This window comes from Paenibacillus sp. FSL H8-0104 (genome assembly GCF_038050215.1).
Classification (GTDB): Bacteria; Bacillota; Bacilli; order Paenibacillales; family Paenibacillaceae; genus Paenibacillus; species Paenibacillus amylolyticus.
Genome location: NZ_JBBOTC010000001.1, coordinates 129229 through 152694 on the forward strand (window position 1 = coordinate 129229; position 23466 = coordinate 152694).

The 23466-nt window shown below is 47.1% G+C and carries 17 protein-coding genes, 10 tRNA genes, 3 rRNA genes and 1 other RNA gene; all 31 read left to right on the plus strand.

The window, feature by feature from the left end; translation table 11 throughout:
* Positions 1-155: 155 nt before the first annotated feature.
* Positions 156-542 carry a response regulator gene (locus tag NST38_RS00615; protein ID WP_017691292.1) on the plus strand — a complete coding sequence of 129 codons (387 nt, stop codon included), beginning with the start codon at positions 156-158 and terminating at the stop codon, positions 540-542.
* Positions 543-802: 260 nt separating this feature from the next.
* Positions 803-1657 carry a class II fructose-1,6-bisphosphate aldolase gene (gene fba, locus NST38_RS00620; RefSeq protein WP_036607263.1) on the plus strand — a complete coding sequence of 285 codons (855 nt, stop codon included), beginning with the start codon at positions 803-805 and terminating at the stop codon, positions 1655-1657.
* 147 nt (positions 1658-1804) lie between these two features.
* Positions 1805-3058, plus strand: a complete 1254-nt coding sequence (locus NST38_RS00625; RefSeq protein ID WP_076254844.1) for a UDP-N-acetylglucosamine 1-carboxyvinyltransferase — start codon at positions 1805-1807, stop codon at positions 3056-3058.
* Between the two features lie 465 nt (positions 3059-3523).
* Entirely contained in the window at positions 3524-4849 is a 1326-nt protein-coding gene (rho, locus tag NST38_RS00630) for a transcription termination factor Rho (RefSeq protein ID WP_036607258.1), read from the plus strand.
* A gap of 96 nt (positions 4850-4945) precedes the next feature.
* Positions 4946-6220 (plus strand): radical SAM protein, encoded by a 1275-nt coding sequence (locus tag NST38_RS00635; RefSeq protein ID WP_036607256.1) that lies wholly within the window; start codon positions 4946-4948, stop codon positions 6218-6220.
* A 102-nt stretch (positions 6221-6322) separates the two neighbouring features.
* A complete protein-coding gene (gene rpmE, locus NST38_RS00640; RefSeq protein ID WP_036607255.1) occupies positions 6323-6520 on the plus strand; it encodes a 50S ribosomal protein L31 in 198 nt (65 codons plus the stop codon).
* 147 nt (positions 6521-6667) lie between these two features.
* An RNA gene (ffs, locus tag NST38_RS00645) (signal recognition particle sRNA large type) lies at positions 6668-6935 on the plus strand.
* A gap of 174 nt (positions 6936-7109) precedes the next feature.
* On the plus strand, positions 7110-8855 hold the full coding sequence (gene dnaX / locus NST38_RS00650) for a DNA polymerase III subunit gamma/tau (RefSeq protein WP_036607251.1): 1746 nt from the start codon (positions 7110-7112) through the stop codon (positions 8853-8855).
* Between the two features lie 41 nt (positions 8856-8896).
* Entirely contained in the window at positions 8897-9208 is a 312-nt protein-coding gene (locus tag NST38_RS00655; protein WP_036607248.1) for a YbaB/EbfC family nucleoid-associated protein, read from the plus strand.
* Positions 9209-9244: 36 nt separating this feature from the next.
* Positions 9245-9844: a recombination mediator RecR gene (gene recR, locus NST38_RS00660; protein WP_036607246.1), complete on the plus strand. Its 600-nt coding sequence runs from the start codon at positions 9245-9247 to the stop codon at positions 9842-9844.
* 233 nt (positions 9845-10077) lie between these two features.
* Positions 10078-10305 (plus strand): DUF2508 family protein, encoded by a 228-nt coding sequence (locus NST38_RS00665; protein WP_051447031.1) that lies wholly within the window; start codon positions 10078-10080, stop codon positions 10303-10305.
* Between the two features lie 34 nt (positions 10306-10339).
* On the plus strand, positions 10340-10609 hold the full coding sequence (locus NST38_RS00670) for a pro-sigmaK processing inhibitor BofA family protein (protein WP_036607241.1): 270 nt from the start codon (positions 10340-10342) through the stop codon (positions 10607-10609).
* Between the two features lie 348 nt (positions 10610-10957).
* Positions 10958-12510, plus strand: a 16S ribosomal RNA gene (locus NST38_RS00675).
* Between the two features lie 158 nt (positions 12511-12668).
* Positions 12669-12785, plus strand: a 5S ribosomal RNA gene (gene rrf / locus NST38_RS00680).
* A 36-nt stretch (positions 12786-12821) separates the two neighbouring features.
* Positions 12822-12898: transfer RNA gene (locus NST38_RS00685), tRNA-Ile, on the plus strand.
* A 22-nt stretch (positions 12899-12920) separates the two neighbouring features.
* Positions 12921-12996: transfer RNA gene (locus NST38_RS00690), tRNA-Ala, on the plus strand.
* Positions 12997-13204: 208 nt separating this feature from the next.
* Positions 13205-16130 (plus strand): 23S ribosomal RNA (locus tag NST38_RS00695).
* Together the 16S, 23S and 5S rRNA genes with 10 tRNA genes alongside form the textbook arrangement of a ribosomal RNA operon.
* An 81-nt stretch (positions 16131-16211) precedes the next feature.
* Positions 16212-16303 (plus strand) — tRNA-Ser (locus NST38_RS00700).
* 43 nt (positions 16304-16346) lie between these two features.
* Positions 16347-16423: transfer RNA gene (locus NST38_RS00705), tRNA-Met, on the plus strand.
* A 9-nt stretch (positions 16424-16432) separates the two neighbouring features.
* A tRNA-Val gene (locus NST38_RS00710) sits at positions 16433-16508 on the plus strand.
* A 5-nt stretch (positions 16509-16513) separates the two neighbouring features.
* Positions 16514-16589, plus strand: a tRNA-Thr gene (locus NST38_RS00715).
* A gap of 9 nt (positions 16590-16598) precedes the next feature.
* Positions 16599-16676 (plus strand) — tRNA-Asp (locus NST38_RS00720).
* Positions 16677-16697: 21 nt separating this feature from the next.
* Positions 16698-16770, plus strand: a tRNA-Phe gene (locus NST38_RS00725).
* A 12-nt stretch (positions 16771-16782) separates the two neighbouring features.
* Positions 16783-16868: transfer RNA gene (locus NST38_RS00730), tRNA-Tyr, on the plus strand.
* Positions 16869-16875: 7 nt separating this feature from the next.
* Positions 16876-16948, plus strand: a tRNA-Lys gene (locus tag NST38_RS00735).
* Between the two features lie 144 nt (positions 16949-17092).
* Positions 17093-18286: a PucR family transcriptional regulator gene (locus NST38_RS00740; RefSeq protein ID WP_051447417.1), complete on the plus strand. Its 1194-nt coding sequence runs from the start codon at positions 17093-17095 to the stop codon at positions 18284-18286.
* A 103-nt stretch (positions 18287-18389) separates the two neighbouring features.
* Positions 18390-19517: an ABC transporter ATP-binding protein gene (locus tag NST38_RS00745; protein ID WP_017691279.1), complete on the plus strand. Its 1128-nt coding sequence runs from the start codon at positions 18390-18392 to the stop codon at positions 19515-19517.
* 418 nt (positions 19518-19935) lie between these two features.
* Complete coding sequence (hprK, locus tag NST38_RS00750; RefSeq protein WP_017691278.1) at positions 19936-20874, plus strand: HPr(Ser) kinase/phosphatase; 939 nt, start codon at positions 19936-19938, stop codon at positions 20872-20874.
* 121 nt (positions 20875-20995) lie between these two features.
* Positions 20996-22021, plus strand: a complete 1026-nt coding sequence (gene lgt / locus NST38_RS00755; protein ID WP_036616160.1) for a prolipoprotein diacylglyceryl transferase — start codon at positions 20996-20998, stop codon at positions 22019-22021.
* 6 nt (positions 22022-22027) lie between these two features.
* Entirely contained in the window at positions 22028-22684 is a 657-nt protein-coding gene (ppaX, locus tag NST38_RS00760) for a pyrophosphatase PpaX (protein WP_017691276.1), read from the plus strand.
* Positions 22681-23223, plus strand: coding sequence for an acyltransferase (locus NST38_RS00765; protein ID WP_076254316.1), 543 nt, complete (start codon positions 22681-22683; stop codon positions 23221-23223). Before ppaX ends, NST38_RS00765 begins: the two co-directional genes overlap by 4 nt.
* Positions 23224-23466 lie beyond the last annotated feature (243 nt).

A 23466-nucleotide genomic window follows, 5' to 3' on the forward strand; every position in this document is an offset into this window, starting at 1 on the left:
TTTTTTGCGTAAAGAGCAGGTGGGAATGCTTTTTTGTCATTTTGTGAAGGTAGCAGGATTTTAATGGAAGAGGTAGAATACTTATCATGACGACTATGGGATAGTTATCCAGATTCGAAGGTGTGCATGCTTTCCTAATTCTAGGAGGTTACAGAGTGGAAGATAAAAAAGTTTTGATTGTTGATGACCAGAATGGTATTCGAATCCTGTTAATGGAAGTGTTCAGCAGTGAGGGGTATAACACGTTTCAAGCACCCAACGGCAAGGTTGCTCTGGAGATTGTGAATAATGACAAGCCTGACCTGGTATTGCTCGATATGAAGATTCCTGGGATGGACGGTCTGGAAATCCTGAAGCATATTAAAGAAATTGATCCGGGTATCAAGGTGATCATGATGACCGCTTATGGTGAACTGGACATGATTAAGGAAGCCACGGATCTCGGAGCGCTCATGCACTTTACGAAACCGTTTGATATCGACGAGATGCGAGTGGCTGTGAATATGCAACTTCGCAACGGTACCGCCAATAAATGCAGCTGAATCCTGTTGATACAGGATTTTTTTGCGTGTGGAGAACATAGAAGGTACTTGGTGGGAAAATGAGGTATTTCACTCCTTCATCCGGGGAATATTGGAAATGGGGAAGTTATAAAGCGGTGTCTATGAAAACTGTGCTGCAAAGCACAGCATTTTTGCAAATGCTTGTTTAGTATTTGACATGGGATGTGGTATAATAAGCCCGTATGTGATTTCGGCTAAAAACCATAGACACAACCCAAACCCCTAGGAGGATTGAAACCATGCCATTAGTATCTATGACAGACATGTTGAACAAAGCACTTGAAGGAAAATATGCAGTTGGTCAATACAACATCAATAACCTTGAGTGGACTCAAGCGATTCTTGGTGCTGCTGAAGAAGAGAAATCCCCAGTAATCTTGGGTGTATCCGAAGGCGCAGCACGTCACATTGGTGGCTTCTACACTGTAGTTAAAATGGTAGAAGGACTCATTCACGACATGAAAATCACTGTTCCAGTTGCAATTCACCTGGACCACGGTTCAAGCTTCGACAAGTGTAAAGAAGCGATTGACGCTGGATTCACATCCGTAATGATCGACGGTTCCCACCACTCTATCGATGAGAACATCGAAATGACTAAAAAAGTTGTTGAATATGCACACGCTAAAGGCGTTTCTGTAGAAGCTGAAGTAGGTACTGTAGGCGGACAAGAAGACGACGTTATCGGCGGTATCATGTACGCTGACCTGAACGAGTGTATCCGTATCGTTAAAGAAACAGGCATCGATACATTGGCACCAGCTCTTGGTTCCGTACACGGTCCTTACCATGGCGAGCCTAACCTGGGCTTCAAAGAAATGGAAGAAGTTCGTGACGCGGTACAAGTTCCACTCGTATTGCACGGTGGTACAGGTATTCCTAAACACGACATCGACAAAGCCATTTCCCTGGGTACGTCCAAAATCAACGTAAACACAGAGAACCAAATTGCTTTTGCAAGAGTGGTTCGTGAAGTGCTTGCAGCTAAACCAGACGCTTACGATCCACGTACATTCATCGTACCAGGCCGTGAAGCAATTAAAGAAACCGTTAAAGGTAAAATCCGCGAGTTTGGTTCTAACAACAAAGCGTAATTTATCTTTACCAGTTCCATACTGTGAAATGGAAAAACACCGCCTAGCCGGTGTCTTTCCATTTTCACACCTTATTTCTACATCGGAAGCCAACAGCACGTATTGCCGTTCATCGGCTGCAAAACACGTAGGGGGACATTAAGCTTTATGGAAAAATTGATGATTAGTGGCGGACGTCCGTTACAGGGAACTGTAACTATAAGCGGCGCCAAGAACAGCGCCATTGCGCTTATTCCTGCAGCATTGCTTGCCGAGTCAGAAGTCGTGTTGGACAACCTGCCGCTTTTGAGTGACGTGGCGGTTTATGCAGAAATTTTGGAGGAACTCGGAGCACATGTGACTTGGGAAGGCAGTCAGATGAAGATTGACCCTTCTGACATTAAATCCATTCCTATGCCGAATGGTCCCGTGAAGAAGCTTCGTGCTTCGTATTATATGATGGGTGCATTGCTAGGGCGTTTCAAAGAAGCGACCATAGGTTTACCAGGGGGCTGTAATTTTGAGCCTCGTCCAATTGATCAACATATCAAAGGGTTTGAAGCGCTTGGCGCAACCGTAACAAACGAACATGGCTCCATTCATTTGCATGCCAAAGAGCTGCGCGGAGCAAAAATCTATCTTGATGTAAGCAGTGTCGGCGCAACCATTAATATCATGCTGGCGGCTACTCGTGCCAAAGGCTCTACAATTATCGAAAACGCGGCTAAAGAGCCTGAGATTATAGATGTAGCAACACTTCTGAATTCCATGGGTGCCAGCATCAAGGGTGCAGGTACCGAAACGATCCGTATTGAAGGGGTCTCGGAGCTTAAAGGCTGCCGTCATTCCATCATTCCGGACCGTATCCAAGCAGGTACGTATATGATCGCTGCAGCGGCGACGCGCGGAGATGTTCTGATTGACAATGTGATTCCCAAACATCTGGAAGCTTTAACGGCAAAGCTGCTAGAAATGGGTGTTGGCATTGAGGAATTGGATGAAAGTATACGTGTCATTGGTAAACCAAGCTATAACCATGTGGACGTGAAGGCACTTGTATATCCTGGTTTCCCAACGGATCTACAGTCACCAATGACTAGTGTTTTAACACAGGCAACCGGTGTGAGCGTCCTGAGCGACTTTGTATACAGTAATCGATTCAAACATGTGCCTGAGTTAGTGCGGATGGGTGCAAAGATTCGAGTAGAAGGACGGTCAGCGATTATTGAAGGCGGTGCATTAAACGCGGCCAAAGTAAAAGCATCCGATCTTCGCGCTGGAGCAGCGCTGGTGATTGCAGGTCTCACCGTCAGTGAAGGTGTGACTGAAGTAACGGGGGTCGAATATATCGACCGCGGTTATGATCATCTGGTGACTAATCTGCGCCTGCTCGGTGCAGATGTATGGCGGGAAACTGATTAATAGGAAGCGTTATGCATGATTCAGTCCTACACATGTTTATTTTAACTGAACTGCATATCTTTTTGATGATTAGGTAAACCTGTTTTAATAGAGTTCTCAGTCTCTCCGGCATAAGACGAAATGTTTCTGTTTCCTTTACCGGAGGGTCTTTTTTTGAAATAAACTTCATATGGCTGTAAGAACATCATTTCTCATCCCCAACCCCCGGTTTTGTTTGAACTGCGCTCCATAGCCGGTCTATTCGGATTGATCGCCTCAATGCATCGTTCACTCAATAGCGGATCTTGCCGAATGTTGGCCATCCCACCCGGAAACTTACACTCAAAGACAAGTATTTGCATTATAACGGTTACATTCCGTACAATGGACAGAAGGGATTGTGGCAGACGCCGCTCTCTATAGCCGGAACATCTAGCGAAACTATCCATTTCACACGGACTTATTAATTGAATAGGTGGTTATTATATGGATCTACAAATTTCCGATTTGGAAGAAATGAAACTAACGGACCTCTACAAACTGGCCAAAAAATATCAGATACCGTACTATGGTACGTTAAAAAAGAAAGAATTAATCTTTGCTATACTACGTGCACAAGCTGAACAGAGTGGCCTGATGTTCATGCAAGGTGTACTCGAGATTTTACCTGAAGGTTACGGATTTCTTCGGCCGATCAACTACTTACCAAGTACGGAAGACATCTACATCTCAGCTTCTCAGATTCGCAAGTTTGACCTAAGAACAGGTGACCTCGTATCAGGTAAGTGTAGAACGCCTAAGGAAAACGAGAGATACTTCGGTTTGTTGCAAGTCAACGCTGTAAATGGTGAGAATCCATCGGCGGCTGCAGAGCGACTTCACTTCCCGGCACTAACCCCACTGTATCCGCAGAAAAAACTGGTTCTCGAAACATCCCCCAACCATTTGTCCACACGAATTATGGATGTGCTCGCCCCGGTAGGATTGGGACAGCGCGGATTGATCGTAGCACCTCCCAAAGCGGGTAAAACGCTTCTCCTCAAAGAAATTGCCAACAGCATCTCAACTAACAATCCTGAAATTGAACTGTTTGTCCTGTTGATTGATGAACGTCCAGAGGAAGTAACGGATATGTCGCGTTCGGTAAAAGGGGAAGTTGTGGCTTCGACATTTGATGAACTGCCTGAGAATCATATCAAGGTGGCGGAATTGGTGCTTGAGCGTGCGCTTCGTCTGGTTGAGGCCAAAAAAGATGTTGTTATCCTGCTGGATAGCATTACGCGTCTCGCCCGTGCATATAACCTGGTTATTCCACCATCCGGTCGTACACTTAGTGGTGGTATTGATCCAGCTGCGTTCCATCGTCCGAAGCGTTTCTTCGGTTCTGCCCGGAATGTGGAGGAAGGCGGAAGCTTGACGATCCTGGCAACGGCATTAATTGATACCGGATCACGTATGGATGACGTCATTTATGAAGAGTTTAAGGGTACAGGTAACATGGAGCTCCATCTGGACCGTCGTCTGGCAGAACGCCGCATATTCCCGGCGATCGACATTCGTCGTTCGGGTACACGTCGTGAAGAAGTGTTGCTAAGCAAGGAAGAGTTGGATACAATCTGGGCAATTCGTAAAAACATGAATGATTCCCATGACTTTGTTGAAGGATTCCTGAAAAAACTTCGTAACAGTAAGACAAATGCAGAGTTTTTGGCGGCATTTGATTCGGCTGGTAATAGCCCGACAAGCAATTCGGGTACAACAACAACCCGTCGCTCACCTAGACAGACAGCAACGTCAGGTACATCGACTTAAGTGTCGTTCGACCAATAACATACTTTTACAGCGTTGCTGTGAATTTTACAATACACTCGTCGTTAGGTTTAACCCATTAGATGTGAGGAGAACATCATGTATTTAGTATACGCAGATGAAAAAGGTAATGTATTTGATCATCCTTCCCTGTACGGGCTTGCCCGCAGTGGAGATATGATCGTTGAGATTATGGAGGATGAGTTGATTCCTCTGCCAGAAGGTGCAACGTTGGTTGGACTCCCGAGTACCCGGCCCATTGGTATGGACCCGGACACCGGTGAGATGCTGCCAATGCCATCAGACACACAGGCTGTAGGTGCGTTGCTTCCACAGGGATTCACTCGTTTGTGTCTCCCTGGTTATGTGAAGACGGATAAAGAGTATAAATTGCCGTTATTCGGCTATTCCGCAGTAGTTTGGAAAGATGGCGGTTTCTATGTCACCGCTTCGAAGTCGGATAGTCCTGAAAAATGGAATCCACTCAACTGTGATCGTGACGATGTGCGTTCCGGGGTCAAACGATTGACGGAGCAATACCCCGAGAACCGTCTTTACACCCATCTATCCAACTGTGCGCTTGGATATGAATGTCTAACTTCATCAAACACGTTCCTGAATCGTTGGGAAGGTGGAGTGCCGGTATCCTATTCTTGCAATGCGGGCTGTTTCGGGTGTATCTCCGAGCAACCGGATGATAGCGGCTTTGTTTCCCCGCAGACACGTATGAACTTCCGACCACGTGTGGATGAGATTGTGGAGGTTATGCTGGAACACCTGAAGACGCCGGAGTCCATCATTAGTTTTGGACAAGGTTGTGAAGGGGAGCCTTCCACGCAGGCCAAGCTGATTATTGAAGCGATTCGCGAAGTGCGTTCCGTAACGGACATGGGGTATATCAACATTAATACCAATGCCGGTCTGAATGATCACATTAGAGGTATTGTAGATGCTGGATTGGATCTGATGCGCGTAAGTACAATTAGTGCACTGGATGACCATTATAACGCTTACTATAAACCACGTGGTTATACCTTAGCCAATGTTGAGAAGTCGATGAAATACGCAGCGCAGCAGGGTGTATACACGTCCATTAACTATCTGATCTTCCCAGGCGTAACAGATCGTGAAGAAGAGATTGAGGCGATGATTGAGTTTGCAAGAAGAACCGATCTACGCTTGATTCAGATGCGTAATCTCAATATTGATCCAGAGAGCTATCTGGAATTAATTCCTCCTGCTCAAGGTGATATCTTGGGCATGAAGCAGATGATTGAGATCTTTGAAGACGAGTTGCCTGGTGTTGTGATTGGATCGTATACTCATGTTCCACCCGCTGGAATGGCACGTCCAAAACGGTTGATTACCTCTTAACAATAATGGATTGCAACAGGCGCAAGGTCGTGTTATAATCTCAGGGTTGTGCCATTTACTCTGGGTCCGCTTGAGGCTCAGGGCGGAAAGAGGTGAAAGGTAATGAAAGAAGCAATTCATCCTAATTACACGATTGGTCAAGTATCTTGCGCTTGCGGGAATACTTTTGAGACAGGTTCGGTTAAAGACGGACTTCGTGTAGAGATTTGCTCCGCGTGCCACCCGTTCTTCACAGGTAAACAGAAGTTTATCGATGCTGGCGGCCGTGTTGATCGTTTCAAAAAGAAATACGGAATCTAATTGGACAATTCTTGGAGTTGTCTGCTAATTGCATCCAACACACCCCTGCTGATCTGGCAGGGGTTTTTATATGTTATATGTTAAGCATAATCGCATTCACGTTCCTCTGGTTGCAATTTGGATAACCTTACGTTATACTATTTCTTACCGTGCTAGATGGGGAGGTAGCGGTGCCCTGTAACTCGCAATCCGCTATAGCGAGGTTGAATTCCTGCTAGAGGTTTTGCCGATGTGAGGTTTGGTCCCTAAACGTGGTGTTGACGGTTGGGTCCTCCGCAATGAGTACTCATGAACCTGGTCAGGTCCGGAAGGAAGCAGCCATAAGTGAGATCACTCTTGTGCCGGAGGGTTGCCTAGCCCGAGCTATTGTTCAGGGGTGCCACTTGGATCGCAAATATCGATAGCAGGTGCACGGCTTACCTTTTAAATGTAGAGACCTTTGCAGTTGTATGTATGCAGAGGTCTTTTTGATATGTCTTAATAAACCACGCATGAATGAGTCAGATAAAGTTTGGATTCACCCTGGAATATAGTATAATAGGGGAACGACAAAGGACTCGAATGCGAAGTGGAAGGAAGGTAACGCATCATGGAGCATATCGCGTTATACCGGGCTTGGCGTCCCCAGTCGTTTCAAGATATGGTGGGGCAACAGCATATTATTCAGACCTTGCAGAACGCGATTCGTGAACAGCGGACTTCCCATGCCTACTTATTTAGCGGGCCCAGAGGAACGGGAAAGACAAGTGCCGCCAAGATTTTGGCCAAAGCTGTGAACTGCGAACGTGGGCCTGCGCCTGAACCTTGTAACGAGTGTGAAGCTTGCCGCAGAATTACGACTGGCGCTGTGATGGATGTGCAAGAGATTGATGCTGCATCCAATCGGGGCGTTGAGGAAATACGTGATCTTCGGGAAAAGGTTAAATATGCGCCAACCGAAGTCCGGCAGAAAGTCTATATTATTGATGAAGTGCACATGCTGACAACGGAGGCATTCAATGCTTTGCTCAAAACATTGGAAGAGCCACCACCACATGTGATGTTTATTTTGGCAACAACGGAACCGCACCGCCTTCCGGCTACCATTATATCGCGCTGTCAGCGATTTGATTTTCGTCGGGTGTCCCTGGAAGAGCAGACAGCGAGACTTACACTGATCTGTGAACAGGAAGGCATGGAAGCTGACCAGGATGCGCTCCAATACATTGCCCGTTTATCGGACGGTGGAATGAGGGATGCACTTAGTGTGCTGGATCAGATCTCTTCATTTACGGATGGACGAGTAACGTACCAGCAGGTTATGGACATGACGGGTGGAATTGCTTCAGAGCAATTTGCCAAACTGGCTGCTTCGCTGCTCAAAGGTGATGTTGGTCATATTTTGCAGATGATTGAAGGTTTCATGCATGAAGGAAAGAGTGCAGACAAGTGCATGGAGAATTTACTGTATTATTTCCGTGATTTGCTTATGATTAAGATGGTACCTGATGCAGATAAACTGACGGACCGGGTACTTAATCCGGAGTCTTTCCGTGATATGGCGGAGTCATTCACCAAGGAACAACTGTTCCACATGATTGACACCCTTAATCGGTACCAGAGTGAAATGAAATATGCAGTACAACCACAGACATTATTTGAAGTTGCATTGCTTAAACTGTGTAGTATTCCAGCTCAAGGTGAGGCTTCTGTTCAGGTGGGAGCTTCAGCTCATGCAGCACCTGCTGATGGGGGTGAGATCAACCGCTTGAAGCAGCAGCTTGCTGAGTTGGAGAAGAAGTTGGATCGTGCACTGAAAAGTGGTTTGTCTGGTGGAGAAGGTTCATCGAGTGCTCCATCTCGCCCGGCAACAAGAGCGCCGGTATCGAGAGGCAATTCACCTGCGAAGCTTCCTGCACAGTTGGATCAGTATGTTGCGCGCAAGGGAGCCCCTGAGTTCGCAGAGATCAGCAAAAAATGGAGTCAGATCCTGCAACGAGTGAAGGAAGAGCGGGTTACCGTTCACGCCTGGTTTGTGGATGGTGAGCCGGTATCATTGCTTGAAGACAATGTGTTGGTTGCTTTTAAAAACAATATTCACCGTGAAACGACGGAGAAGCAGGCTAACCGCGAAGTCATTGAGCGGGTGTTGTCGGAACATCTTGGGCGTTCGGCACGATTGGTGACGATGATGCTCAAAGATTGGACTGGAGCAATGGAGGGAGCTTCTGAAGCGCCAAAGGAGGACTTTAAGCTTGAACCTGAGCATGAAGACGGCGGTTCAGGCAACAAACAGCCTTGGATTGATGAAGCCATCCAGCTCTTTGGTGAGGATCTTGTAGTGATCAAAGAATAATGCGCATAGCGCGATAACCATAACAAAGGAGATGAACAATTATGAACAACATGAACCAAATGATGAAACAAGTGAAGAAAATGCAGGAGCAAATGCTGAAAGCACAAGAGGAACTGGCGGACAAAACAGTCCAAGGTACTTCTGGTGGCGGTGTAGTGACGGCTGAAGTTAACGGACACAAGAAATTGCTTGCTATCACGATCAAACCTGAAGCGGTAGATCCGGAAGATGTTGAAATGTTGCAGGATCTCGTTATGACAGCTGTTAATGATGCTATGGCCAAAGCCGATGAGATTGCCAACAAGGATATGGGCAAGTTCACAGGCGGCATGAATATTCCGGGATTATTTTAATTAAAAAATTGATCCTGTCAAAGGAGACACAATCGATTGTATTATCCCGAACCAATAGCCAAGCTGATTGATGCCTTCACCCGGTTGCCGGGTGTGGGTCCCAAGACGGCAGCGCGTTTAGCTTTTCATGTGCTTAACATGAAGGAAGATGACGTTATCGATTTTGCCAAAGCACTCGTAAGTGTGAAGCGTAATCTTCATTACTGTTCTGTATGTTGTAATATCACTGATACGGACCCGTGTCGCATCTGTCAGGATAAGTCCAGGGATGTCTCTGTAATCTGTGTAGTTCAGGATTCGAAAGATCTGGTGGCCATGGAGCGCACCAAGGAATTCGATGGGTACTATCATGTGTTACAGGGCGCGATTTCACCTATGGAGGGAATTGGCCCAGACGATATTCGTTTGAAGGAACTCTTGGTTCGATTAAGTGATGAACGTATAAAAGAGATCATCTTGGCAACAAACCCCAACATTGAGGGTGAGGCTACAGCGATGTATATCTCCCGCTTGGTGCGTCCGTTTGAGATCAGTGTGACTCGTATTGCGCATGGATTGCCCGTAGGTGGCGATCTTGAGTATGCGGATGAAGTGACCCTTTCCAAAGCGTTGGAAGGTCGCAGGGAGATGCGTTAGTGTGATCAATTTGTATTACGCAGCGGACTTCCTTGGAAACTTCGGATGCTAAATAAGTTTCGATATGCAAAGAGAGCCTTAGGGCTCTCTTTTTTTTGTGAAGAAAATGAATGCTCGAGTTCTAAGTTTGTCCTTTCCCTGATAAGTATGAGAATATGCTGTGCTGATCAGGAGGGGGAGAGATTATGTTTTTGTGGCGAAATACACGGAACTCGGTAGAGAAACACAACAGAATGTTGAAGGAACTTGAGGCGGATCAGATCTATGCAGATATTCAAATGGCTAAGCAGGAATGGGAACGGGCTATGAGACAGTTTGAAGATGCACAGGGGCAGGATGAGATTGATTATGCTATTTATGTATTGGAGGCAGCTGAGCGGAAGTACCAGATCCACTTGAGAAGAGCAAAGCGAGCCAGAGCTAATGATGATGTTACATCACAGCGAGGGGTTAGTATGTAGAGTCATGTTTACATTAAACACGGAGGTGTAACATATGAAGAGTATCATACTGGGAAGTGTATTGGTTATATCATTACTGGGGCTTATCGTTATTTTATTCAGAAAGCGGATAGGGTTATCGTTTTTCACGTCATTTGGAATTCATCTGGTGCTGGCTGCAGTAGGGATATATATCGTGAATTATTCCGGCTGGATTACAGGTACCTACATCCCGCTGAACCCTGCAACGATAGGGACTGTAACTGTTTTGGGATTGCCAGGTGTGGGGCTATTATTAGGGTTGAAAATTTCTTTGTTCGGATAGTTGACTCGCAGGATATTTATATGGTACATTATATCTCGTTGCTTTGCTTGCTTGGTTAGATGCTTTAGATGAAATGAAGGAGTTCATTGCGAACTTCGAAAAAGAATTTCAAAAAAACACTTGACCAAAACAAACGAAGTATGATATATTATAAAAGTCGCCGCTGAGAGAAAATGGTGACGAAAAAACAAGTTTGATCTTTGAAAACTGAACAACGAGTGAGTAAACATTCTGCTTGCAGAATGAACGCGAAAGTTTGAGACAAGCCTTGGCTTGAATCGACTGGAGCACAAATGAGATTTTTAATCTCGTCAGATTCAAAATGAGCTTATCGCTCTTTTCAATACTTTATTGGAGAGTTTGATCCTGGCTCAGGACGAACGCTGGCGGCATGCCTAATACATGCAAGTCGAGCGGAGTTGATAGGAAGCTTGCTTTCTTGATACTTAGCGGCGGACGGGTGAGTAACACGTAGGCAACCTGCCCTCAAGTTTGGGACAACTACCGGAAACGGTAGCTAATACCGAATAATTGTTTCCTTCGCCTGAAGGGAACTGGAAAGACGGAGCAATCTGTCACTTGGGGATGGGCCTGCGGCGCATTAGCTAGTTGGTGAGGTAACGGCTCACCAAGGCGACGATGCGTAGCCGACCTGAGAGGGTGATCGGCCACACTGGGACTGAGACACGGCCCAGACTCCTACGGGAGGCAGCAGTAGGGAATCTTCCGCAATGGGCGAAAGCCTGACGGAGCAATGCCGCGTGAGTGATGAAGGTTTTCGGATCGTAAAGCTCTGTTGCCAGGGAAGAACGCTTGGGAGAGTAACTGCTCTCAAGGTGACGGTACCTGAGAAGAAAGCCCCGGCTAACTACGTGCCAGCAGCCGCGGTAATACGTAGGGGGCAAGCGTTGTCCGGAATTATTGGGCGTAAAGCGCGCGCAGGCGGTCATTTAAGTCTGGTGTTTAATCCCGGGGCTCAACCCCGGATCGCACTGGAAACTGGGTGACTTGAGTGCAGAAGAGGAGAGTGGAATTCCACGTGTAGCGGTGAAATGCGTAGATATGTGGAGGAACACCAGTGGCGAAGGCGACTCTCTGGGCTGTAACTGACGCTGAGGCGCGAAAGCGTGGGGAGCAAACAGGATTAGATACCCTGGTAGTCCACGCCGTAAACGATGAGTGCTAGGTGTTAGGGGTTTCGATACCCTTGGTGCCGAAGTTAACACATTAAGCACTCCGCCTGGGGAGTACGGTCGCAAGACTGAAACTCAAAGGAATTGACGGGGACCCGCACAAGCAGTGGAGTATGTGGTTTAATTCGAAGCAACGCGAAGAACCTTACCAGGTCTTGACATCCCTCTGATCGATGCAGAGATGTATCTTTCCTTCGGGACAGAGGAGACAGGTGGTGCATGGTTGTCGTCAGCTCGTGTCGTGAGATGTTGGGTTAAGTCCCGCAACGAGCGCAACCCTTATATTTAGTTGCCAGCACTTCGGGTGGGCACTCTAGATAGACTGCCGGTGACAAACCGGAGGAAGGTGGGGATGACGTCAAATCATCATGCCCCTTATGACCTGGGCTACACACGTACTACAATGGCCGGTACAACGGGCTGCGAAATCGCGAGATGGAGCCAATCCCAACAAAGCCGGTCTCAGTTCGGATTGCAGGCTGCAACTCGCCTGCATGAAGTCGGAATTGCTAGTAATCGCGGATCAGCATGCCGCGGTGAATACGTTCCCGGGTCTTGTACACACCGCCCGTCACACCACGAGAGTTTATAACACCCGAAGTCGGTGGGGTAACCGCAAGGAGCCAGCCGCCGAAGGTGGGATAGATGATTGGGGTGAAGTCGTAACAAGGTAGCCGTATCGGAAGGTGCGGCTGGATCACCTCCTTTCTATGGAGAATCGTTTCCTGCAACGGAAACATTCAAATAAGCAGGTTCTTAGAACCTGCGACAGCGATTCATTTCGGTCCGTCACTTCGGTGTGGATGAAATGAAGAGCACAAGCAACTCACTCGTTGCTCAGTTTTGAGAGTTCAAACTCTCAAACGTTTGGTGGCGATAGCGAAGGGGTTCCACACGTTCCCATCCCGAACACGACCGTTAAGCCCTTCAGCGTCGATGGTACTTGGACCGCAGGGTCCTGGGAGAGTAGAACGCCGCCAAGCGTAACCCATTTTGGGTTCAAATAGTATATGTAATGTGGGCCCTTAGCTCAGTTGGTTAGAGCGCACCTCTGATAAGGGTGAGGCCGGTGGTTCGAGTCCACCAGGGCCCACCATCTATACCTTTAAACTTTATATGGGGCCATAGCTCAGCTGGGAGAGCGCCTGCCTTGCAAGCAGGAGGTCAGCGGTTCGATCCCGCTTGGCTCCACCAAAAAAGTTTTACAAGTTTGTTCTTTGAAAACTAGATATCGAAACGAAACAAACGCGAATTAGAACATTCCTTTTTAGCTGAACTTGTGCAAACAAGTTTCAATAAAAACGGTAGTTAAATTGCTTTTGCAAGGGTATTGAATGGGAGCGACTTTTGGCTTTGCGCAAGCAAAAAAAAGGGAAGCGAGCAGTCAAAACCGGAGCAATATGGTTAAGCTACTAAGAGCACACGGAGGATGCCTAGGCGCTAGGAGCCGATGAAGGACGTGGCGAACAACGAAACTGCCTCGGGGAGCTGTAAGCAAGCTTTGATCCGGGGGTGTCCGAATGGGGAAACCCAGCTGGGGTAATTTCCAGTTACTCATAACTGAATACATAGGTTATGTAGAGGCATACCAGGGGAACTGAAACATCTAAGTACCCTGAGGAAGAGAAAACAATAGTGATTCCGTCAGTAGCGGCGAGCGAACGCGGAGAAGCCCAAACCAGAGAGCTTGCTCTTTGGGGTTGTGGGACGTCTCACATGGAGTTACAAAGGAACCGGTTAAGCGAAGAGGTCTGGAAAGGCCCGCCAAAGAAGGTAAAAGCCCTGTAGTTGAAAGTTGGTTCCCTCCGAGACGGATCCCGAGTAGTGCGGGGCACGTGAAACCCCGTATGAATCCGGCAGGACCATCTGCCAAGGCTAAATACTTCCTAGCGACCGATAGTGAAGCAGTACCGTGAGGGAAAGGTGAAAAGCACCCCGGAAGGGGAGTGAAATAGAACCTGAAACCGTGTGCTTACAAAAAGTCAGAGCCCGTTTTAGGGGTGATGGCGTGCCTTTTGTAGAATGAACCGGCGAGTTACGTTCCCGTGCAAGGTTAAGGTGAAGAGCCGGAGCCGCAGCGAAAGCGAGTCTGAATAGGGCGACTGAGTACGTGGACGTAGACCCGAAACCGGGTGATCTACCCCTGTCCAGGGTGAAGGTGCGGTAACACGCACTGGAGGCCCGAACCCACGCATGTTGAAAAATGCGGGGATGAGGTGGGGGTAGCGGAGAAATTCCAATCGAACTCGGAGATAGCTGGTTCTCCCCGAAATAGCTTTAGGGCTAGCCTCGGAAAACAGAGTCGTGGAGGTAGAGCACTGATTGGGTGCGGGGCCCGCAAGGGTTACCAAGCTCAGTCAAACTCCGAATGCCATAGACTTACTTCCGGGAGTCAGACAGTGAGTGCTAAGATCCATTGTCAAAAGGGAAACAGCCCAGACCATCAGCTAAGGTCCCCAAGTGTGTGTTAAGTGGGAAAGGATGTGGAGTTGCACAGACAACCAGGATGTTGGCTTAGAAGCAGCCATCATTGAAAGAGTGCGTAATAGCTCACTGGTCGAGTGACTCTGCGCCGAAAATGTAACGGGGCTAAACACACCACCGAAGCTATGGCTTGATGCTTTGCATCAGGGGTAGGGGAGCGTTGTATAAGGGTTGAAGGTGTACCGTAAGGAGCGCTGGACATTATACAAGTGAGAATGCCGGTATGAGTAACGAAAAGATCAGTGAGAATCTGATCCGCCGAAAGCCTAAGGGTTCCTGAGGAAGGCTCGTCCGCTCAGGGTAAGTCGGGACCTAAGGCGAGGCCGAAAGGCGTAGTCGAAGGACAACAGGTCGAAATTCCTGTACCACCGTAAGCCGTTATGAGCAATGGGGGGACGCAGTAGGGTAGTGACGCGGACTGATGGATGTCCGTCTAAGCAGTAAGGCTGATGTGTAGGCAAATCCGCACATTGTAAGGCTGAGCTGTGATGGGGAGCGAAAATTATAGTAGCGAAGGTCATGATCTCACACTGCCAAGAAAAGCCTCTAGCCAGGTGATGGTGCCCGTACCGCAAACCGACACAGGTAGGCGAGAAGAGTATTCTAAGGCGCGCGGAAGAACTCTCGTTAAGGAACTCGGCAAAATGACCCCGTAACTTCGGGAGAAGGGGTGCCCCGGTAGTGTGAATAGCACGAGGGGGCCGCAGTGAAAAGGCCCAAGCGACTGTTTAGCAAAAACACAGGTCTGTGCGAAGCCGTAAGGCGAAGTATACGGGCTGACGCCTGCCCGGTGCTGGAAGGTTAAGGGGAGTGGTTAGGAGCAATCCGAAGCTGTGAACCGAAGCCCCAGTAAACGGCGGCCGTAACTATAACGGTCCTAAGGTAGCGAAATTCCTTGTCAGGTAAATTCTGACCCGCACGAATGGCGTAACGACTTGGGCGCTGTCTCAACGAGAGATCCGGTGAAATTTTAATACCTGTGAAGATGCAGGTTACCCGCGACAAGACGGAAAGACCCCATGGAGCTTTACTGCAGCTTGATATTGAATTTGGGTACGATCTGTACAGGATAGGTGGGAGCCTTTGAAACGTGAGCGCCAGCTTGCGTGGAGGCAACGTTGGGATACCACCCTGATCGTATCTAGGTTCTAACCTGGTACCGTAATCCGGTGCGGGGACAGTGTCAGGTGGGCAGTTTGACTGGGGCGGTCGCCTCCTAAAGAGTAACGGAGGCGCCCAAAGGTTCCCTCAGAATGGTTGGAAATCATTCGAAGAGTGCAAAGGCATAAGGGAGCTTGACTGCGAGACCTACAAGTCGAGCAGGGACGAAAGTCGGGCTTAGTGATCCGGTGGTACCGCATGGAAGGGCCATCGCTCAACGGATAAAAGCTACCCTGGGGATAACAGGCTTATCTCCCCCAAGAGTCCACATCGACGGGGAGGTTTGGCACCTCGATGTCGGCTCATCGCATCCTGGGGCTGAAGTAGGTCCCAAGGGTTGGGCTGTTCGCCCATTAAAGCGGTACGCGAGCTGGGTTCAGAACGTCGTGAGACAGTTCGGTCCCTATCTGTCGTGGGCGTAGGAAATTTGAGAGGAGCTGTCCTTAGTACGAGAGGACCGGGATGGACGTACCGCTGGTGTACCAGTTGTTCCGCCAGGAGCACCGCTGGGTAGCTATGTACGGACGGGATAAACGCTGAAAGCATCTAAGCGTGAAGCCCCCCTCAAGATGAGATTTCCCAGTATGTAAGACCCCTTGAAGACGACGAGGTAGATAGGCTGGGGGTGGAAGTGCAGCAATGCATGGAGCTGACCAGTACTAATCGGTCGAGGGCTTATCCAATAGCAAGTTGTAATTCGCATGTTTCGTTTCGAATCTAGTTTTCAGGGAGCAATCCTTGAATGATGTTGATGATTGTTATTTGGAGAGATACCCAAGTGGCTATAAGGGGACCCTCTGCTAAGGGGTTAGACTGCGTAAGCGGTGCGAGGGTTCGAATCCCTCTCTCTCCGCCATCTTTACCTAAAGATGGACAAGCAATCAAGACACAATTTATATGGCGGTGTAGCTCAGCTGGCTAGAGCGTACGGTTCATACCCGTAAGGTCGGGGGTTCGATCCCCTCCGCCGCTACCATATTACCCAGGAGGCTTAGCTCAGCTGGGAGAGCATCTGCCTTACAAGCAGAGGGTCGGGGGTTCGATCCCCTCAGCCTCCACCATATACGCCGGTGTAGCTCAACTGGTAGAGCAACTGACTTGTAATCAGTAGGTTGGGGGTTCAAGTCCTCTCGCCGGCACCATTAATGCCTGGAACCGTGGTGTAGTTGGCCTAACATGCCTGCCTGTCACGCAGGAGATCGCGGGTTCGAATCCCGTCGGTTCCGCCATTAATCCTAAAAATTAAATATGGCTCGGTAGCTCAGTCGGTAGAGCAGAGGACTGAAAATCCTCGTGTCGGCGGTTCGATTCCGTCCCGAGCCACCTTTAATCCCTGGAGGATTAGCGAAGTGGCCAAACGCATCAGACTGTAAATCTGCTCCCGTACGGGTTCGGTGGTTCGAATCCATCATCCTCCACCAGTTTTATGAGTCATTAGCTCAGTTGGTAGAGCACCTGACTTTTAATCAGGGTGTCGAAGGTTCGAGCCCTTCATGACTCATCTTTAAGAAAAGAGTGATTAATCATTAATTTGATTAGTTGCTCTTTTTTTGTTGTGTAATTTTATCTCAATATGGATATTTATTAATGCTGGGCAAGATATGATAAACTAATAGAAAACATGCAGAGTGGTGACGTTCATTATATGAAGCTCATACCTGATCTAAAACAGCAAATTGAAGTCATTATAGGCACAAATTTGGACGAATATGAAATTACAATAGAAGAATGGATGCAATCTGTTGCCAATCTAGTTGGTAATCATGAAAATTCAGAGACCTTTGGTGATGAAGGTGAGCGTCAGGAGTTATCTGATCAATCTGCATCTCCAATTTCATCCGATGTGATCAGTTTGAATACGGGAAAGCGTATATTTTTTAAGGTTCGGATGAATGAGCAAGAAGAGACTGTCGTGTGTTGGGGATGCCCTGCAAAATCTATTACCGTGGAGACACGACAATTGATTGAGCTTTTGATCCGTACTAACACGGCTCTACCCGATGAGGTACAACCTGTTGTATATGAGAATGATAGGGAGCAGTATTTGACTGAATTGGGTCTCTGGCTTAAAGAGCAGATCGAAGAACCAACCAAGCAGGAATCTGAAGCGGTTCCTGATCGCTTTGTGGTGCCCGCAGGCTTAAATGCTGAGAAGATTCTCTTCTTGCTGCAAGGGGATACACCGGATGCACATCGTTTACGATCCAAGGAACTCAACAAGTTGCTTGAGAGTTACTTTGGCGAGGAGATAGTCTTGATTCCTTTGGGGGAGCAAGAGTGGATTTTCATGGGTGATAAAGAAATTGTTACTGAAGAAGCCGAAGAAGATACAACGGAAGCCAAAAAGGATTCACTGAACGCTTTTTGTCTGGGGTTACATGAATTGGTTGCCAGTGAGTGGGCTGGGGTGTTCCATCTGTCTGCATCTCTGCCATGCATTCCTGCGCAACAACTTGTATCGGTCACAGTTCTTCTTAAAGAAAGTGTTCACTTAGGGAGAGCATTCCATGTTACGCAGCATATTCATCTCCCATGGGATCTTCACCTGGAGCGGTTGGTAGCGAGCATTCCAGATGATCAACGTATACGTTTTATAAAGGAAACTGGTAAAGACACGGTAATCTTCAATGACAGTGAGACACTTGCTACGCTGGAGACCTTTTTTAGCCTGGACTGTAATGTCAGCGAGACAGCGAAACGACTTTTCATTCATCGTAATACGTTGGTTTATCGTCTGGACAAGATAAAACAGGAGATTAGTTACGATGTGAGGCACTTCGAAAGTGCTGTTCTAGTGCAGTTTTTACTACTAATGTACAAAGTGACGAAAAAGCATTGATATTTTTGTGCAGTTTGCGAATAGTCAAACCTCACGTAGATAGGGTATTATAAAAATACAAATTGTATTCGATTACAAAATGATCTCTGAGGAGGCAACAATCATGGCTGGAGTACGTTTAGAGCATATTTTCAAAAAATACCCGGGTTCTGATAAAGCAACTGTAGTTGACATTAACCTGGACATTAAAGATAAAGAATTTCTGGTACTGGTAGGTCCGTCCGGTTGTGGTAAATCAACAACACTTCGTATGATCGCAGGCCTTGAGGAAATTTCTGAAGGTAAACTCTATATCGGTGACCGTGTCGTTAATGATGTTGCACCTAAAGACCGCGATATCGCGATGGTATTCCAATCCTATGCCTTGTATCCGCATATGAGCGTATATCAAAACATGGCGTTTGGTTTGAAATTGCGTAAGGTTAAAAAAGATGAGATCGACAAACGTGTACGTGAAGCAGCTAAAATCCTGGATATCGAACATTTGCTTGAGCGTAAACCTAAGGCATTGTCCGGTGGTCAACGTCAACGTGTCGCTTTGGGACGTGCGATTGTCCGTGATCCACAAGTGTTCTTGATGGATGAGCCTCTCTCCAACTTGGATGCCAAACTGCGTGGTCAAATGCGTGCTGAGATCACTAAACTTGCGAAACGTTTGGAAACAACTGTTATCTACGTAACGCATGACCAGATCGAAGCTATGACGATGGGTGATCGGATCGTTGTTATGAAGGATGGTATCATCCAACAAGCAGCTTCTCCGGAAGAGTTGTACAACCTGCCGGCTAACCTGTTCGTAGCTGGTTTCATCGGTTCCCCGACAATGAACTTTATCTCGGGTAAACTCGCTGAGCAAGGTACTAGCATGCATTTCATAGCTCCTGGTGTGGATGTTGAAATCCCGCAAGGTAAAGCACAAGTGTTGAAATCTAGAGGATACATTGGTAAAGAAGTGATTCTGGGTGTTCGTCCAGAAGACATTCACGAAGAGCCAGTATTCCTGGAAGCATCCCCGAACTCTGTATTCTCTACACACGTAGATGTTACAGAGAACCTGGGTCACGAAATGCTCCTCTACTTGAGCGGTGTTGGTAATGATACAACGATCGCACGTGTAGACGGACGTTCTAACACTCGTGATGGTTCCACAGTTAAAATGGCCATCGACATGAACAAAGTTCATATCTTTGACAAAGAGACTGAAGTGAACGTACTTCTTCAAGACAAATAATACTGGGATTCCTCGGTGACGATGGAACCTGACAGTTAACGCAATTATACATTGTAATGAGAGCCCCTTCCGTTATTGCTGGAAGGGGCTTTTTTAAGATTAATGAATTTATAAGTTTCGGCAGAGTGGAAGGATTAATAATCGCAAGAAAAACACCCCTTAAACTACGAATGTAGTATCCTAGAAGGTGCTTCGATCAGAAGACTTTTCTTACTAATGGTTGTCGGAGGCTGCGATTGCATTCATCCCGGAATTCATTTAAGATTATTTGAAGGTCTGTCTTCATTTATTTGAGAGAATTGACTGTTGGAAGGGTATGCATTCTGTACCTCATGTTGTGAATGCGCTAATAATGGAAATAACTGATACACGATCTGATGTACATAGAGGGACAGCTAATGCTGAAAGGAAGAGACAAATGGCGAAAAAAGTGAAAGTATCTGAACTGGTGCAGCAATTTCAGTTGGAGGTTGTTTCTGGATCTCACGGATTGAAAAGAGTCATTACGGTAGATGACCTGAATCGTCCTGGTCTGGAAATGGCCGGTTATTTTGAATACCATCCACAAGAACGGGTACAGCTGCTTGGAAGAACGGAATTAGCTTTCTTTGCAATGTTACCTGAGCAAGAGCGGCGCGATCGTATGCAACGTCTTTGTACGGAAGAGACACCTTGTATCGTTGTCACGCGTGGACTGGAAGTTCCACAAGAGCTGATTGATATTAGTGAAGAACAGAATCTGGCTGTACTTCGCAGCAACATGGCTACAACGATTCTATCCAGCCGGATCACGGGATTCCTGGAAAAGAAATTGGCACCAACAGCAACCATTCACGGTGTACTTTGTGATGTCTATGGCGTAGGTATGCTGATCACAGGTAGCAGCGGTATTGGTAAGAGTGAAACAGCGCTTGAACTGGTGAAACGTGGACACCGACTGATTGCCGATGATGCGGTAGAGATCCGCCAAACGTCAGATTTTCAGCTGCACGGTACTGCACCTGAATTGATCCGCCATTTACTCGAAATTCGAGGTGTCGGTATTATCAACGTCATGACATTGTTCGGGGCTGGTGCGGTTCGGAATAACAAACGGATTACTTTGGTTGTACGTCTGGAAGCATGGCAGCAGGATAAACAATATGATCGGTTGGGTCTGGATGAAGAGACTACACGTATCATTGATACGGATGTACCTCTTGTTACGATTCCTGTTCGTCCGGGACGGAACTTGGCGGTTATTATTGAAGTGGCAGGTATGAACTATCGCCTGAAACAGATGGGTCTGAATGCTGCGCTGCAATTCACGAACAAGCTGACAGCAACCATCTCGGAAGATATGGAAGACATGGATTAAGAAATATTTTATACAAGGAAATGAAGATAAATGGTTGACATGTACTGCTTCTCTTAAGGCGCAGTGTATGCCAACCATTCGTCATGCGTGCGATTGATTGAATAAATAGGAGTGTGAATGAATGGATACATTATTACTGTTGAACCCGATTGCGTTCTCTATTGGAGCGTTAAAGGTTCACTGGTACGGGCTTATTCTTGGTGCCGCGGCACTTATAGGACTCCTGCTCGTGATCCGGGAGGGCAAACGATACAATATTCCACAGGAAGTGTTCATGGACATGGTCTTGCTGGGCGTGCCTTCTGCCATCATTGGTGCCCGCATCTACTACGTCGCATTTAAATGGGAAGATTATAAAGATAATTTCTGGGATGTCTTTAAAATATGGAATGGCGGTATCGCCATCTATGGTGCCCTTATTGGTGCAATCATCTGTGCAGTTATTTTCTTCCGTCGTAAAGGATATAACTTCTGGCGTATGGCCGATATCTGTGCGCCTGGACTGCTCGTTGGACAGTTGATCGGACGCTGGGGGAACTTTGTGAATCAGGAAGCCTACGGCGGTCCTGTAGAAGAATCATTTTTGAGAGACAAGCTTCATCTGCCAGACTTTATTGTGAATCAAATGAACGTAGAAGGCGTATTCCACCATCCTGCGTTTTTGTATGAATCGATGTGGAGTCTCGTTGGTCTGGTCTTGCTGCTGGTTCTGCGTCGTCAGAAGTTTCTGCGTTCAGGTGAACTGTTCATGTCTTATTTCATCTGGTACTCTATCGGTCGTTTCTTCATTGAAGCTCTACGTACGGACAGTCTTGGCTTCCAGGCTCCGCAATGGGTCGCTTCATTAGTAAACGGGCTATGGTCTCCAATGACTGCAATGGGCTTTGAACAAGGATATCTTGATCCTGCTTACGGTAACGTAAGAATCTCGCAACTGCTCGCTATTGGCATCATTATTGTTGCTGTTGTATTCATTGTGGTGAGAAGAGTGACAGGTAAAGCAGATGTTCGTTACAGTGATCCGATTGTATCGTCCAAAGTTACCTCAGATGATATGGAGCATACGGGAACAGTTGCTGGCAAAGAGAATAAGTTAACACCTCCAGCCAAAGATGAATCCAAGCAAGTTGATGATAAAAAGGAGTAATGCAACATGATTGACACGGTATTGTTTGATCTGGATGGCACGATTATTGATACCAATGAGCTGATTATCAGCTCATTCCAGCATGTCATGGGGGGATGGGAGCATTCAGCTCCATGGACACGGGAACAGATTATTCCACATATGGGCGGCACACTGGAGCAGCAAATGCGTACCTTCTCTGGCCAGGAGGAAGTCTCCGAGTACGTGAAAGGTTACCGTGCTTATAATGATATCCATCATGAAGCGATGGTTAGACCTTTTCCACATGTTATTGAGGTAGTAGAGGCGCTGCATCAGGCTGGCATTGTGATGGGTGTGGTCACAACCAAAATTCGTCCATCTACATTAAAGGTGCTAGAACGTTTTGACCTATTGAAGTATATGAAGACGATTGTAACAGTAACTGACGTAACGAATCCGAAGCCGCACGCTGAACCGGTACTGAAAGCGATGACGGAACTGGGTGCAGATCCTGCCAAAACGTTAATGGTGGGTGACAGTCCAGTGGATATCCAATCGGCACAGAATGCGGGCGCACTCTCGGCGGGGGTTGCATGGTCCCTTAAAGGGGAAACAATCCTGAACGGATATGGACCCGATCATATGTTGCATGACATGAGAGATTTGTTGAAACTCATCCGTATTGAAACGGGACGTTCATGAGAAAAGTAACCCGCTATCCGGTAGAGGACCAGAATGCACTTTGGCATATCTACAAGACAGTGAGTCCGTGGAAGGGCGTTCGTAATTTTATCTGGATCCAGTTGTCACGTTACTGTCCGATCCTATCGGTGAAGAATTGGATTTACCGCCGAATGCTCGGTATGAAGGTGGGAAAACACACGGCCTTTGGCCTGATGGTGATGGTGGATGTGTTTTTTCCGGAGAAAATAACGGTCGGCGAAAACTCGGTCATCGGTTACAACACAACGATTCTCGCTCATGAGTATCTCATTAAGGAGTACAGGCTCGGTGAGGTGATTATCGGGGAAAATGTACTGATTGGTGCTAACACAACGATTCTTCCCGGGGTAACCATAGGAGATGGAGCCGTTGTGGCTGCTGGAGCAGTCGTACATAAGGATGTTGCACCAGGAGCTTTTGTTGGAGGTAATCCACTTCGTGATTTATCCCGTGCGGCAACTTCTACGGAAGAAACTGTCTTTAACACGGATGGTTCTTCTCAGGGTAGTGTGCATTGAGTCAATAAAGTAATGAATGAAGATGAATCAATGAAGATGATTCGAAGTAAAAAGCTGCTGACGGCAGCTTTTTTCGTATATAAATACCGATTGGCGAGCGTTACGGTGTGTATATAAAACGATATGTCGATCCAAGGGCAATCAAGCTTTGGTATTGTTGACGGTAGTGCGGATTTCATGTTATCATATCCCATATCCTTTAGTTTGTTAGCACTTTACCATGTGAAAGTATTCTTGGAGAAA

Excerpts from the sequence above, each read along its gene's own strand:
- hprK (WP_017691278.1), top strand. The coding sequence starts at position 19,936 with ATGGCGAAAAAAGTGAAAGTATCTGAACTGGTGCAGCAATTTCAGTTG.
- ppaX (WP_017691276.1), top strand. The coding sequence starts at position 22,028 with ATGATTGACACGGTATTGTTTGATCTGGATGGCACGATTATTGATACC.
- NST38_RS00635 (WP_036607256.1), top strand. The coding sequence starts at position 4,946 with ATGTATTTAGTATACGCAGATGAAAAAGGTAATGTATTTGATCATCCT.
- fba (WP_036607263.1), top strand. The coding sequence starts at position 803 with ATGCCATTAGTATCTATGACAGACATGTTGAACAAAGCACTTGAAGGA.
- rpmE (WP_036607255.1), top strand. The coding sequence starts at position 6,323 with ATGAAAGAAGCAATTCATCCTAATTACACGATTGGTCAAGTATCTTGC.
- rho (WP_036607258.1), top strand. The coding sequence starts at position 3,524 with ATGGATCTACAAATTTCCGATTTGGAAGAAATGAAACTAACGGACCTC.
- dnaX (WP_036607251.1), top strand. The coding sequence starts at position 7,110 with ATGGAGCATATCGCGTTATACCGGGCTTGGCGTCCCCAGTCGTTTCAA.
- NST38_RS00665 (WP_051447031.1), top strand. The coding sequence starts at position 10,078 with ATGTTGAAGGAACTTGAGGCGGATCAGATCTATGCAGATATTCAAATG.
- lgt (WP_036616160.1), top strand. The coding sequence starts at position 20,996 with ATGGATACATTATTACTGTTGAACCCGATTGCGTTCTCTATTGGAGCG.
- NST38_RS00740 (WP_051447417.1), top strand. The coding sequence starts at position 17,093 with ATGAAGCTCATACCTGATCTAAAACAGCAAATTGAAGTCATTATAGGC.
- NST38_RS00765 (WP_076254316.1), top strand. The coding sequence starts at position 22,681 with ATGAGAAAAGTAACCCGCTATCCGGTAGAGGACCAGAATGCACTTTGG.
- NST38_RS00670 (WP_036607241.1), top strand. The coding sequence starts at position 10,340 with ATGAAGAGTATCATACTGGGAAGTGTATTGGTTATATCATTACTGGGG.
- NST38_RS00745 (WP_017691279.1), top strand. The coding sequence starts at position 18,390 with ATGGCTGGAGTACGTTTAGAGCATATTTTCAAAAAATACCCGGGTTCT.
- NST38_RS00625 (WP_076254844.1), top strand. The coding sequence starts at position 1,805 with ATGGAAAAATTGATGATTAGTGGCGGACGTCCGTTACAGGGAACTGTA.
- NST38_RS00655 (WP_036607248.1), top strand. The coding sequence starts at position 8,897 with ATGAACAACATGAACCAAATGATGAAACAAGTGAAGAAAATGCAGGAG.